Source organism: Faecalibacterium sp. AM43-5AT, assembly GCF_003603345.1.
GTDB lineage: Bacteria > Bacillota > Clostridia > Oscillospirales > Ruminococcaceae > Faecalibacterium > Faecalibacterium taiwanense.
Genome location: NZ_QVGZ01000003.1, coordinates 180,418 through 192,980 on the forward strand (window position 1 = coordinate 180,418; position 12,563 = coordinate 192,980).

General features: G+C 61.1%; 12 protein-coding genes. 1 reads left to right on the forward strand and 11 read right to left on the reverse strand.

What is annotated here, in order from left to right; all coding sequences use genetic code 11:
* Positions 1–87: 87 nt before the first annotated feature.
* On the forward strand, positions 88–2,133 hold the full coding sequence (locus DW937_RS06070; RefSeq protein WP_120120427.1) for an AAA family ATPase: 2,046 nt from the start codon (positions 88–90) through the stop codon (positions 2,131–2,133).
* Positions 2,134–2,186: 53 nt separating this feature from the next.
* On the opposite strand, the gene DW937_RS06075 is transcribed toward DW937_RS06070, so the two are convergent.
* The 11 genes from DW937_RS06075 to DW937_RS06125 all read right to left on the reverse strand — a co-directional run bounded on the left by DW937_RS06075 (position 2,187) and on the right by DW937_RS06125 (position 12,562).
* Entirely contained in the window at positions 2,187–3,146 is a 960-nt protein-coding gene (locus DW937_RS06075; protein WP_118527685.1) for a WYL domain-containing transcriptional regulator, read from the reverse strand.
* Positions 3,147–3,161: 15 nt separating this feature from the next.
* Entirely contained in the window at positions 3,162–4,025 is an 864-nt protein-coding gene (locus tag DW937_RS06080) for a prephenate dehydrogenase (RefSeq protein WP_120120428.1), read from the reverse strand.
* On the reverse strand, positions 4,018–5,292 hold the full coding sequence (gene aroA, locus DW937_RS06085) for a 3-phosphoshikimate 1-carboxyvinyltransferase (RefSeq protein ID WP_120120429.1): 1,275 nt from the start codon (positions 5,290–5,292) through the stop codon (positions 4,018–4,020). Before aroA ends, DW937_RS06080 begins: the two co-directional genes overlap by 8 nt.
* A 222-nt stretch (positions 5,293–5,514) precedes the next feature.
* Positions 5,515–6,531: a 3-deoxy-7-phosphoheptulonate synthase gene (aroF, locus tag DW937_RS06090; RefSeq protein ID WP_118527689.1), complete on the reverse strand. Its 1,017-nt coding sequence runs from the start codon at positions 6,529–6,531 to the stop codon at positions 5,515–5,517.
* A 26-nt stretch (positions 6,532–6,557) separates the two neighbouring features.
* Positions 6,558–6,929, reverse strand: a complete 372-nt coding sequence (locus tag DW937_RS06095) for an endonuclease domain-containing protein (RefSeq protein WP_120120430.1) — start codon at positions 6,927–6,929, stop codon at positions 6,558–6,560.
* A 181-nt stretch (positions 6,930–7,110) separates the two neighbouring features.
* Positions 7,111–7,575: a type II 3-dehydroquinate dehydratase gene (locus DW937_RS06100; protein ID WP_120120431.1), complete on the reverse strand. Its 465-nt coding sequence runs from the start codon at positions 7,573–7,575 to the stop codon at positions 7,111–7,113.
* Entirely contained in the window at positions 7,556–8,818 is a 1,263-nt protein-coding gene (locus DW937_RS06105) for a shikimate kinase (protein WP_120120432.1), read from the reverse strand. Before DW937_RS06105 ends, DW937_RS06100 begins: the two co-directional genes overlap by 20 nt.
* A gap of 1 nt (position 8,819) precedes the next feature.
* The gene (gene aroC, locus DW937_RS06110) at positions 8,820–9,965 is read right to left on the reverse strand and encodes a chorismate synthase (RefSeq protein ID WP_120120433.1); all 1,146 of its coding nucleotides are present in this window, start codon (positions 9,963–9,965) and stop codon (positions 8,820–8,822) included.
* A gap of 3 nt (positions 9,966–9,968) precedes the next feature.
* On the reverse strand, positions 9,969–11,012 hold the full coding sequence (aroB, locus tag DW937_RS06115) for a 3-dehydroquinate synthase (RefSeq protein WP_097774639.1): 1,044 nt from the start codon (positions 11,010–11,012) through the stop codon (positions 9,969–9,971).
* Positions 11,009–12,079, reverse strand: coding sequence for a prephenate dehydratase domain-containing protein (locus DW937_RS06120; protein ID WP_005943511.1), 1,071 nt, complete (start codon positions 12,077–12,079; stop codon positions 11,009–11,011). Before DW937_RS06120 ends, aroB begins: the two co-directional genes overlap by 4 nt.
* Positions 12,080–12,382: 303 nt before the next feature.
* The gene (locus DW937_RS06125; protein WP_005943509.1) at positions 12,383–12,562 is read right to left on the reverse strand and encodes a hypothetical protein; all 180 of its coding nucleotides are present in this window, start codon (positions 12,560–12,562) and stop codon (positions 12,383–12,385) included.
* Position 12,563 lies beyond the last annotated feature (1 nt).

A 12,563-nucleotide genomic window follows, 5' to 3' on the forward strand; every position in this document is an offset into this window, starting at 1 on the left:
AACCGGTGTGGATTTTTCAAGAGGGAATTGCAAAAGCTGTCCGGGTACACTATACTGGAAGAAAACGACAAAAACGGAGGGCAAACCATGGCATATACCGACGATTGGGAAAACCTTATGAACGGTGTGTTCGGCGCAGGGGGAAAGCCGCGCTTTGGCGGCACGGCCCAGCCGGAAAGCAAAACGCCAAAGGCCAAAGCGCCCGCAGTGCCGGACCTGAACGCTGCCCTGCTGGAAAACCAGAAGCAGCTGGATGCCCTGCTCAAAAAACAGAATGCCCAGCTGAAAACGCAGGACACGGAGGTGCAGTCTGCTCTGGAGGACAGCCGCCAGATGCTGCGGGATATGGAAGCGGACGGCCTGCTTGCCAAGGGCACTGCCGATGTGACCGCAGAGCACCTTGGCAGCTTTGAGGGCCTTGCCGCCGAGGTGAAAAAGACCGTTCTCGGGCAGGATGCCTTTGTGGACAGCGTGGTGCGCGCCATGCGCCGGCCCTTTGTGCTGGGCACTGAGCGCCCGGCGGCACGCAATGTGATCCTGATCTGCGGAGGTGCAGGCACCGGACGGCACTTTGCGCTGGAAGAGACCGCCCGCATCATGGCGGCGCGGGGCCTTTTGCAGAGCGACAAAACCGCGGTGGTGGACCTTGCCCTCTACCCCAATTCCGGTGCGGAAAAGCTGTTTTTGCAGGATCTGTACGCGGCCCTGCACGCACCCGGGGAGATCGTGATCTTTGAGCACTACGAAAGCTGCCATGCGGCTTTCCTCAAGACTCTTGCAGACCTTGCTGTGAAGGGCAGCGCACCGCTTTCCAGCCGGTATCTGGTGAACAAGGAGGGCATCCTTGTGGATGCAGGCACGGCGCTGGCACCGGGAGCGGTGAGCAGCATCACGCCCTGCGGCAAGTACCTCATCTTCTTTTCCCGCAAGGGCCGGGACGCGCTGGCAGATAAGTTCGGTGCGCCCTTTGTGGCGGCGGTGGGCGATGTGTGCGAGACCAGCGCCTTTGCCCGCGAGGACCTTGCAGCACTGGCGGCGCAGCAGCTGAATGCGCTGGCCCAGAAGGTGAGCGCACGCCTTGGGCTGACCCTCTCTGCCGGGGCCGATGTGCGGGACTATGTAGCCGCCCAGTGCTCTAAGGAAAAGGGTGCGGCGGGCCTTGCGGAATGCTGCGATAAAATGTTCCGCGCCCTGAGCGAATACTGCCTGCAGACGGATGCAAAGCTTACCGGCACTGTCACCCTGACCGCAAAGCCGGAGGGTGTGTGGTTCAGCCTGAACGGCGGCGGGGAGCAGGCGCTGTCTGCCCTGCTGCCCGCCGAGTACACGGGGGCCGCAGAAGCGGTCCGCGCAGAGCTTGACGGCCTTGTGGGCCTTGGGACGGTCAAGGAGTATGTGTTCGGTCTGGCGGATAACCTGCAGGTGCAGCAGCGCCGCGCGGCGGCAGGCTTCAAGACCGCCAGCCTTTCCATGCACATGATCTTCACCGGCAACCCGGGCACCGGCAAGACCACCATTGCCCGGCTGGTGGCAAAGTACCTCAAGGCCATCGGCGCGCTGAAGGGCGGTCAGCTGGTGGAAGTGACCCGTGCCGACCTTGTGGGCCGCTACACCGGCCACACCGCCCCGCTGACAAACAGCGTCATCGAGAGTGCGCTGGGCGGCGTGCTGTTTATCGATGAAGCCTACAGCCTCTACCGCGGCGAGCAGGACAGCTTTGGTCTCGAAGCCATCGACACCCTTGTGAAGGGCATGGAGGATCACCGGGACGAGCTGGTGGTCGTTCTGGCGGGCTACACCCGGGAGATGGAGGTGTTCCTTACCGCCAACAGCGGTCTTGCCAGCCGCTTCCCCAACAAGATCGAGTTTCCGGACTACACGGCAGACGAGCTGCTGGACATCACCAACGTGCTGGCAAAGGGCAAGGGCTACCGCCTTGCCGAGGGCTGTACCTTCCCGCTGCTGGGCTACTACAAGCGCCGTCAGGCGCTGGACAGCCGCACCGCCGGCAACGGCCGTCTTGCCCGCAACACGCTGGAAAAGGCCATCTTCCACCAGAGCCGCCGCCTTGTGGCAGAACCTGCCGCGGAACTGGACCTGATTTTGCCCAGCGATCTGGAATTTGAAGAATAACTTCCATATATGAGAACGGCTCCTACCCAATGGGCAGGAGCCGTTCTTTTCGGTTATTGATGCATCTCCGCTAATTTTTTGGCTATTTCCCGCAGGCCCTGCCGCACCTCGGCGGGAGCCGTTACTTCCACCTTGCCGCCAAAGCCGCACACCCAGCCGTAGAACTGGGGGCTGACGCATACCGGCACATCAAAGTGAAAATATGCACCGTCTTCCTCCGGCACGAACAGCGGCGTTTTGCCAAAGCGGTCGCGCATGGCGCTTTCCAGGTCGGCGGTGCAGCGCAGGGTGACCCGGTACTCCGGCCCGCCGAACATGTTGAAGTGCTTGCGCAGATAGGCGGGCAGGTCGAACTGGCGGAACTCGGCTTTGCCCCGGCGGGCATCGCTCAGCACCGTCACGGCAGACATGCGGTCCACGCGGTAGTTGCGGATGTCCGCAGGCTCTTTCTCGTCCTGATAAGCAATAAGGTAGTAGCAGCCGTTTTCCCATGCCAACTGCCACGGGCTGACGGTGCGGGTGCCGCCGTCCTTGTAGCGGAACCGCACCATTCTGCCCGCATTGATGGCGCTGTGCAGCGCATCGATGCTGTAAAGCAGGGTGTGGCTGTCGCTTTTGGGGCGGCCGTCCACGTACACCTGACGCTGCAGCTGGGTGCCCTCGTAGTCGGAGCAGAGGGCTTCCAGTTTATGGATGAGTTTACTGCTGGTGCGTGCCGACACAACCTTGCTGGCCTGTACGGCATCCACCAGCAGCTTCAGCTCAGAAAGCTCAAAGGTGCGGCTGGCCAGCCAGTAGCCGCCGCCGCGCCCGCGCCGCAGCTGGATGTCATACCCCAGACTGCGCAGGGTGTCGATATCGCTGTAGATGCTTTTGCGCTCGGCAAGAATGTCCTGCTGTTCCAGCAGCTCTACCAGCTGCGGTACATTGAGCAGGTGTTCTTCGTCGGTCTTTTGTTCCAGAATGCGCAAAAGGGTCAAAAGCTTGGATTTCTGGCCTTCCTGCTTGGGCATGGGAGCACCTCCGGTTTATTCGGGCAGTTTTTTGTCGAACGCCGCGCGGCGCTGGGTGGAAAGACGGAACATCTCTTCCAGCTTGTTCCGGTCGTCGGCCACAAGGGCAGCGCGCATCTGCTGCAGCGCAGCATCGAACTGGTCGATTTCGCTGATGAGGTTTTCCTTATTCCACAAAAACAGCTCTGCCCACATTTTATCGTTGATGCGTGCAATGCGGGTCAGATCACGGAAGGAGTCGCCGGTGTACTCGCACAGCGAAGAGTTATCGTTGGCGCACATCAGGCTCACGGCGATGGCATGGCACAGCTGGCTCACATAGCCGATCATCTTGTCGTGTTCCTGCACCGTCAGGGTGCAGATGTGGTGGAAGCCCAGCACTTCGGCCAGCTCTCGCAGCCACTGGATGGCTTCTGGTGTGTTCTTTTCCGTGGGGGTGATGATGAAGTTGGCCGGGGCAAAGTTCACCTCGGCGGCGTGCTCCACGCTGGAAGTCTCACGCCCTGCCATCGGGTGGCTGGCAATGAACTCCACGCCCGCCGGGCACATGGCCTGCACCGGCTCCACAAGGCCGGTCTTTACGCCGGAAACATCGGTAAAGATGCAGCCGGGCTTGAGCAGATGGCCGTAGGTGCGGAACCACTCGATGAGGGCTGTGGGGTACAGACCAAAGATGATGTGGTCGGCGCTGCTCACAAGGTCCTCAAAATCGTGGGTCTTGCCGCTGGCGATATAGCCGTGCTCTAGCGCGTACTGCAAATGCCCCTCGCTGCGGTTGATGCCGTCCACATGGAAGCCGGCTTTCGTCAGTTCCAGCGCGTATTTGCCGCCCAGCAGGCCAAGACCCACCACGAGATAACGTTTTGTTTTATCAAGCATATTCCACCTCCGCGCCCAAGGGCTTGATGGCTTCAAAGAAATTCGGCCAGCTTTTTGTAATGGCTTCGGCATCGTCCACGGTCAGGGGGATGCCCGTACTCAGGGCCAGCACCGCAAGGCTCATGACCACACGGTGGTCATTGTGCCCATGCAGAACACCCGCCGGAGCGTGCAGCCTGTTCGCGCAGCCGTGCACCGTAATGGTGCCGCCCTCGCTTTCCAGCACGCCGCCGCAGGCACGCAGCTCGGCCTCCATGGCAGCGATGCGGTCACTCTCCTTCAGGCGTAAACGCTCTGCGTTGCGGATGACTGTAGTGCCTTCGCACAGCAGGCCCAGCACCATGAGCACAGGGCCAAGGTCCGGGCAGTCCGCAAGGTCGATGTCCACCCCGTGCAGCGGTGACTTTGTAAAGGGGATGCCCGCTTCTGTTTGGGTGAACTTTGCGCCGCAGCGGCGCAGGATATCCAGAATGGCGGCATCGCCCTGCAGCGTTTCCGGGGCAAGGCCGGTGATGGTCACGCCGCCGCACACTGCACCCAGCACCGCCGGGAACGCGGCCTGACTGTAATCGCCCTCCACGGTGTAATCGCAGGGGCGATAGTGCTGCCCGCCCGGGATGGCAAGAGTGTTTTCGTCCAGCCAATGGCTCTGCACACCGAAGGCTGCCTGCACAGAGCGGGTCATATCGATGTAGCTGCGGCTCTCCACCGGCGGGATGAGGTGCAGAGTGCTGCTGCCGGAAAGCAACGGCAGAGCAAACAGCAGCCCGCTGATGAACTGGCTGGATACATTGCCTGCAAGGCGGTATTCGCCGGGGGTCAGTGCCCCTTCCACGGTCAGCCCGGCAGCGCTCTGCTCAAACCGCAGGCCCTGCTCCCGGTACAGAGCTTCATACACCGACTGGGGCCGCTCCATCAGCCGCCCGCGGCCGGTGAAGGAAACTGCCTGTCCGGTCAGGCTGGCGATGGGGATGAGAAAGCGCAGGGTGCTGCCGCTCTCGCAGCAGTCCACCGGCGCAGCAAGAGGCACAAAATGCCCCAGCCCTTCCACCACAGCATCGTCTGCGCCGGTGCGCACACGGGCGCACAGCTGTGCCGCTGCGCCCAGCGTGGCAGAGATGTCCTTGCTGAATTCCAGATTGGTGATGTGGCTGCGTCCTTCGGCCAGTGCCGCGCAGAGCACAGCACGGTGAGCCATGCTCTTGCTGGGCGGGGCAGTGATGGTGCCGGAAATTTTACTGGGGGATCGTGTTATTGTTACAAGCATAGATAAACCCTTTAGGCAGCTCGCCCTCTCCGTCATCGCTTACGCGATGCCACACTCCCCCTTTTGCCACCTGCGGTGACATCTTCCCCCGGAGCGGGGGAAGTCTTTCCTCAAAGTGAGAGGCTTTGGCAGTACGGCAGAGTTTCCGGTTTTGCCAAGGGCTCCCCCTTTGGGGGAGCTGTCGAACGAATGTGAGACTGAGAGGGCGAGGACGCTTGCCTTTTACATATCCCGGCCAATGGCCCATGCCACCTGACGGCACTTTGCCATGGCCTGTGCGAAGGAATCCGGGGTCAGGCACTGTGCGCCGTCGCTCCATGCGTGCTGCGGGTCGTAGTGGACCTCCACTTCCAGACCGTCGGCACCGGCGGCCACGGCAGCGATCATCATGGGCTCCACCAGATTGGCCTTGCCGGTGGCGTGGCTGGGGTCCACGATGATGGGCAGGTGGGTCTTTTCGTGGATGATGGGTACTGCAGAGAGATCGAGGGTGTTGCGGGTGTACTTCTCGAAGGTACGGATGCCGCGCTCGCACAGGATGACCTGCTCGTTGCCGCCGGCCATGATATACTCGGCGCTCATGATCCACTCCTCGATGGTGTTGCACAGACCGCGCTTGAGCAGCACGGGCTTGTGCATCTTGCCAACGGCCTTGAGCAGCTGGAAGTTCTGCATGTTGCGGGCACCGATCTGCACCACGTCCACGTACTCCTCAAACTCCGGGATGCGGTCCTCGCTCATCAGCTCGGAGACGATGGGCATGCCGGTGGCCTCGCGGGCCTTTACCATATCCAGAATGCCCTCGGTCTCAAGGCCCTGGAAGGAGTAGGGAGAGGTGCGGGGCTTGTAGGCACCGCCGCGGAACAGGGTGGCACCGCCGGCCTTCACGCCCTGTGCAATGCGCAGAGCCTGCTCTGCGCCCTCGATGCTGCAGGGGCCTGCCATGACGGCAATCTTTTCCTTGCCGCCGATCTTCACGCCGCCGCAGTCGATCACGGAATCTGCCGGGTGGAACAGGCGGTTTGCGCGCTTATAGGGCGCGGACACGCGGGTGACGTTGTCGATCCACGGGTTTGCCAGCACATCCCGTTCGTCGATCTTGGTGGTGTCGCCCACCAGACCGAACACGTTGTAGTCCTTGCCGGTGATCAGGGTCACGTCCAGACCCTGCTTCTCGAATTTGTCAACGATCTTTTCCAGTTCGCCCTTCGGAGTCCCTTTTTTGGTGGAGATGATCATGGGAGTTTGTTCCTTTCCTGTTTGTTTTAAGATGGAAGCCTGTGCTGAATGGTGCTGTGAATCTGCGCACAGACGGCATCAAAATGATTGTCTACATCATTGTTTGCAAAACGGAGAACCAGCAGTCCATACTGTTCAAGGACCGTACTTCGTTCTGCGTCATAAGCCTTGCCCTGCTCGGTATAGTGTTGAGAGCCGTCCAGCTCGATCACAAGCCGTGCCTGTGCACAGTAAAAGTCAACGACAAAGGATTCAATGATCCGCTGCTTGTAGATTTTTACAGGATAATCACGCAGAAACACATACCAGAGCTTGTGCTCCTGTGGGGTCAGATTACGGCGTAATGTGCGTGCTGTGCCAAGCATTTTATTGTTTTTATTTACAGTTGCATGTTTCATGGACGGCTTCCTCTACGGCAGCGGCCTCGCCCTCTCAGGCGCATTCGCGCCAGCTCCCCCAAAGGGGGAGCCCTTGGCAAAACCGGAAACTTTGCCGTACTGCCAAGGCCTCTCCCTTTGGGAGAGGTGGCATCGCGTAGCGATGACGGAGAGGGCTAGCCCGCTGCCCGTGTTCATCCTTTTACATCACGATATGCGCCTTGCTGGAGCCGTCGGTGCGCAGCAACTGGGCCAGATAGATGCAGGCGTGCAGGTAGCCCTGCGGGCCTTCGCCGATGAAATGACCCTGACAGCCGAAGGATACCACATCCATCTTGCGGAAGGGCTCCCGCTCGTCCGGGGCGTGCAGCATCACTTCCACGGCGGGTACGCCGCACAGGCGCAGCGCATCCAGAATGGCCACGCTGTAGTGGGCGTAGGCACCAGGGTTCAGCACGATGCCGTCCACCCGGCCCGCTGCAGCCTGAATTTCGTCCACGAGGTCGCCCTCGTGGTTGGACTGGCAGCAGTCGGTCTCAATGCCCAGCTGTTCGCAGCCTGCCTGCACATAGTCCATGATGGCGTTATAATCCAGCTCACCGGGTACGCCCGGCTCCGACCAGCGCATGATGTTGAGGTTCGGGCCGTTAAGAATCAAAAATTTCATCCAATGCCTCCATGGCGGCACGCAGGGCTTCGTCCAGTGTGCCGTTGTTGGGGATCACGGCATCTGCCGCTGCCAGATACAGCGGACGGCGCTGTGCTTCCATCTGGCGCAGTGCGTCCATGCTGGAAGAAAGCGGCCTGCCGCCGCCCACGGCCAGCGCATCCACCGGCCGGTCGATGAACAGAATGACGCCGTTCTGGTGCAGCGCCCACAGGTTTTCGGGCCGTTTCACGATACCGCCGCCGCAGGAGATGAGCTGCCGCCCCTCCCTGCCGAAACGGCGGGTCTCGGCGGTCTCCCGGGCGCGGAAGCCGTCCTCGCCCTCGGCTGCAAAGATATCCGGGATGCTGCGGCCGTCGGTCTTTACGATCTCCTCATCCAGATCCACAAAGGTACGGCCAAGGCTCTTTGCCAGCATCCTGCCGAGGGTGGTCTTGCCGGAAGAGGGCATCCCGATCAGGGCAATGTTCAGCATATCCCGGCGCAGTGCGGCGGTGATGCGCCGAATTTCAACCGGCGCATCCTCAAACTTGCGGTCCAGAAAATATTCTGCGGCATACACTGCCTGCGCCACCAGCATTTCAAGGCCGCCCACAGCCACCGGCACGCCCGCTTCCTCGGCGCGGAGGATGAGCTCGGTCTTGTCGGGGTTGTATACCACATCCACTACAGCCTCGAGGTCCGGCATGGCGGCAACGTCCAGATTGCACACACCTACATTGGGGTACATGCCCGCTGGGGTGGTGTTGATCACGATCTGCGCCCCGCTGGAAACGGCCTCGGCATAGCTCAGCTCGCCCTTTTCCGGGTCCGGATGGCGGCTGACGGTCAGCACCTTTGCCGCGCCCTTGTCCCGGGCCACCGCGCTGGTGGTGTTGTGGGTACCGCCGGTGCCCAGAATGAGCACGGTCCTGCCTGCAAAATTCACGCCGTGGGCGTCGCACAGGTGGGCAAAGCCCATGTAATCAGTATTGTATCCATAGAGCAGGCCGTTTTTGTTCACCACCGTGTTCACCGCTCCAATGGCCTTGGCCCGCGGGTCGATGTAGGAGCAGTATTCCATCACCAGCTTTTTATAGGGGATGGTCACATTGATGGCCTTGAACTGCCGCTTTGCCAGAAAGGCCCGGGCCTCTTCCTCGGTGGGCAGAGGGCACAGGTCGTAGTGGTAGCCGCAGAGCATCTCGTGGATGATCTTGGAGTAGGAGTGGCCGAGTTTTGCGCCGATGAGTCCGTATTCCATTTTACTCGTCCTCCTTCCGGAAGCTGGTGGGGTGGGTCATCCATGCCGCGCCGTAACGTGCCGTGAGCAGGTCGCCCACAGCCAGTGCGGCGGCGCAGGTCTGCACGATGGCGGCTCTGGGCACGATGCAGGGGTCGTGACGGCCCTGAATGGACAGCTGCGCGTCCTTTTTGGCAAGATAGTCTACTGTATCCTGCTGTTTGTAGATGCTGGGTGTGGGCTTGACCACGGTGCGGAACACCACCGGCATCCCGTTGGCGATGCCGCCGTTGATGCCCGCATTGTGGTTGGTGGCAGTGACGACTGCTCCCTCCGGTGTCATGCGGAAGGCGTCGTTTGCTTCGGAGCCGCGCATCCCGGCAAAGCCGAAGCCGGTGCCGAACTCGATGCCCTTGACGGCGGGGACGGAAAATACCAGATGTGCGATCTCGCTTTCCACGCTGTCGAAATAGGGCTCGCCGATGCCGGCCGGCAGGCCGAGGATGGCGGTTTCCAGCATCCCGCCCACGCTGTCGCCCTCCGCACCGGCGGCACGGATGGCGGCTTTCATGGGTTCTTCTACGGTTTCATCCAGCACCGCAAAGCCCTCGGGCTTGCTGGCAAGGGCTTCCACCTGCGCGGCCAGCTGTGCGGCATCATCCTGTGCAAAGCGGGTGTCCGCAATGCCGGCGCACTCTGCGATATGGGTGGTGATGTCGATGCCCGCACGGTGCAGTGCGCTCAGCACAATGGCACCGCCCGCCACAAAGGCGGCCGTCACCCGGCCGGAGAAGTGCCCGCCGCCGCGCGCATCCTGAAAGCCATGGTACTTGGCATAGGCTGTATAGTCTGCATGGCCGGGGCGCAGAAGGTCTGCGGTCTTGGCGTAATCGCCGCTGCGGGTGTTGGTATTTTCGATCATCAGGGCAATGGCAGTGCCGGTGGTGCGGCCGTTCATCACGCCGGACAGCAGCTGCACGGTATCCGCTTCCACCCGGGGAGTGGACAGGCCGTCGCCCCGGGCACGGCGCTTGTCCATGCAGGCGGCGAGAAATGCCTCGTCCACCGGCACGCCTGCGGCCATGCCGTCCAACACCGCGCCGATGGCGCGGCCATGGCTCTCGCCGAAAATGGTCAGCGAAAGGTCGCTGCCGAATGTATTTTTCATGGCTTACTCCTCAATGCCCAGCAGGGGACGCAGGCCCTCCACCGGGATGGTCTCGGCGCGCCAGCAGCCCAGACCCGGCACCTTGATAATGGTGATCTGGCCGCTCTGTGCCTTTTTGTCGTGCAGCATTTCAGCCAGCACCTTTTCCTTATCGTAAGTAGTGCGGGTGGGCAGGCCAAGGCGGCGGTACACCGCGCGCACCCGCTTCTGCAGTGCCTTGGATTCGATCATGGGCAGCATGCCCAGCGCCACGCACTCGCCGTGGTAAAGGCCCACGGTGCGGCGGCCCTTGATGCCCTTGACGGCCTCGATGCCGTGGCCGATGGTGTGGCCGAAGTTGAGCGCCTTGCGCATGCCCTGCTCAGTCTCGTCCTGCTCCACGATATTCTTCTTGAACCGCAGGCTGCGGCAGATGATCTCGCCGATCTGGGCATCCACATCGCCATTTTCAAAGATCGCGAACAGCTCGGGGTCTGCCAGCAGGCTTGCCTTGACGGCTTCTGCCAGACCGTTGATGAAGTGGCGGCGGGGCAGGGTGGCAAGGGTGTCCGGATCCACGATGACGAGCTTGGGCTGCCAGAAAGCGCCCACGATGTTTTTGGTATCGCCCAGATCCACGGCGGTCTTGCCGCCGATGGAGGAATCGATCATGGAAAGGGTGGTGGTGGGGCAGTTGATGAAGTCGATGCCCCGCATGTAGATGGAAGCGGCAAAACCGGCCAGATCGCCCACCACGCCGCCGCCCACGGCGATCACCAGATCGCCGCGGCCCATGCCGAATTCCAGCATCTGCTTGAGGACGGATTCCAGAATTTTAAAGCTCTTGCTGGCTTCGCCCTGCGGCACCGTGATGATGTGGGCATCCTTGCACTGGTCGGCCACCATCTGGGCGTACTGTGCGGGCACACCGCTGTCGGTCACAACGGCCACACGGCGGTCCAGCCGGGCGAACTGGTACAGGTTTTCCAGCGAGCCGCTCTTGACGATGATGTCATAGCTGCGCTCGCCCAGATTCATGGTCAGCTTGGTTCCGATAAATTCACTCATTTGGTATACACTCCTAACAGCCGCACGGTACGGCAGGTGCGGTCAAGCTCGCGCAGCAGCGCGGCGGTCTCGTCGGCGGTGGGGTCGCCCACCAGCTCCACGTAAAAATAATATTCAAACGGCACATGAGGCATGGGCCGGCTCTTGATGGACTCCATATTGAAGCCGCTGGCACCGATGATCTGGATCACCTCGCCCAGCTTGCCGGGCTTGTTGTCCACCGTGAACAGCAGCGAGAACCGGTTGCCGCCGGTAGGCTTTTCGCGGCTGAGCACGATAAAGCGGGTGGTGTTGTCGCCGTCGGTGTTGATGCTGGGCACCAGCACCTCCAGCCCGTACAGTGCCGCCGTCTCCACGCTTGCAATGGCCGCTTTGGAGGAGTCGCCGCTTTCGGCCACGAACTTTGCGGCCATGGCGGTGTTGGCCATGGCGGTGGCGGGCAGGCCGAACTGCCTTAAAAAGGTCTCGCTCTGGGCGATGGCCTGCTGGTGGCTGTAGACGCTTTTGATCTGGTCGAGTTTTGTGCCCGGCAGCACCAGAAGATTCTGGGAGATGGGCAGATCGTACACATCCACCACCCACAGCGCCGGATGGTTATAGCACAGATCCAGCACGGCGGAAACATCGCCCGCATGGCTGTTCTCAAAGGGAACAACGCCCCGGGCAGCATCGCCGCGTTCCACCGCGTCAAACACCTCGTCCCAGGTGGGATAGCTCACAGCCTCGGCGTGGGGGAACAGCGCCCGGAGGGCAATGTGGGCAAAAGCGCCCTCTACGCCCTGATAGGCAGCGCGGTTTTGGCTCAGCACCACGGCTTCGTACTGCTTTGCCACGTCCATCAGGTTCTGCACGTGGTCTTTATAGTAGGGCCGCAGGGCCGGGTCCTGAATGCGGGCCGCAGCCTTCTCCAGCACTGCCGTCTCGCGGGCGGCATCGTAAACGGGCAGGCCATGGGCTCTTTTGTATTCGGCCACCTGCAGCACGGCGGCCATCCGCCGCTCAAACAGCGCAGCCAGCTGGGCATCCACCGTGTCGATCTCGGCGCGCGCCTGTTCCAGTGCGTCCATGGGTTCACATCCTTTTGTATGTATGATAAATACCATCAAGATAATAGATACCCAGTAAGTATACCATAACTGGGACGGAGAAACAACAAAACCTCCGGCGTTTCAAAGGGGAGAATATTTCAAATCAGATATGTGTAAAAAGAACAAAATAGAAAACGAACTCCCTCAGTCAAACCCTTGCGGGTTTGCCAGCTCCCTCAAAGAGGAAGCCTTTGACAAAGCGGAAAAGTTTCCGGTTCTGCCAAGGGCCCCCTCCCCGAGGGGGCTGTCGCCGAAGGCGACTGGGGGAGTTCTATTTGCATATTATCTGTTTTTCAGCAGTTCTTCCCGGCTCCTTGCTTTGCCGTAATATCTCCCATAGGGATTATCCAGCGCCTGTGCAAGGGAGACCGGCTTTTCCGGCTCTGGCCTTTGCACCGGCTTTGCTGTGCGGTCAAATGTGAACCCGGCGGCAGGCCCGCCGCGCTTTACCCGGAACCGCATG

Bases quoted from the DNA above. Each gene is read 5' to 3' on its own strand.
- DW937_RS06070 (WP_120120427.1), top strand. From the start codon at position 88: ATGGCATATACCGACGATTGGGAAAACCTTATGAACGGTGTGTTCGGC.
- DW937_RS06075 (WP_118527685.1), bottom strand. From the start codon at position 3,146: ATGCCCAAGCAGGAAGGCCAGAAATCCAAGCTTTTGACCCTTTTGCGC.
- DW937_RS06080 (WP_120120428.1), bottom strand. From the start codon at position 4,025: ATGCTTGATAAAACAAAACGTTATCTCGTGGTGGGTCTTGGCCTGCTG.
- aroA (WP_120120429.1), bottom strand. From the start codon at position 5,292: ATGCTTGTAACAATAACACGATCCCCCAGTAAAATTTCCGGCACCATC.
- aroF (WP_118527689.1), bottom strand. From the start codon at position 6,531: ATGATCATCTCCACCAAAAAAGGGACTCCGAAGGGCGAACTGGAAAAG.
- DW937_RS06095 (WP_120120430.1), bottom strand. From the start codon at position 6,929: ATGAAACATGCAACTGTAAATAAAAACAATAAAATGCTTGGCACAGCA.
- DW937_RS06100 (WP_120120431.1), bottom strand. From the start codon at position 7,575: ATGAAATTTTTGATTCTTAACGGCCCGAACCTCAACATCATGCGCTGG.
- DW937_RS06105 (WP_120120432.1), bottom strand. From the start codon at position 8,818: ATGGAATACGGACTCATCGGCGCAAAACTCGGCCACTCCTACTCCAAG.
- aroC (WP_120120433.1), bottom strand. From the start codon at position 9,965: ATGAAAAATACATTCGGCAGCGACCTTTCGCTGACCATTTTCGGCGAG.
- aroB (WP_097774639.1), bottom strand. From the start codon at position 11,012: ATGAGTGAATTTATCGGAACCAAGCTGACCATGAATCTGGGCGAGCGC.
- DW937_RS06120 (WP_005943511.1), bottom strand. From the start codon at position 12,079: ATGGACGCACTGGAACAGGCGCGCGCCGAGATCGACACGGTGGATGCC.
- DW937_RS06125 (WP_005943509.1), bottom strand. From the start codon at position 12,562: ATGCGGTTCCGGGTAAAGCGCGGCGGGCCTGCCGCCGGGTTCACATTT.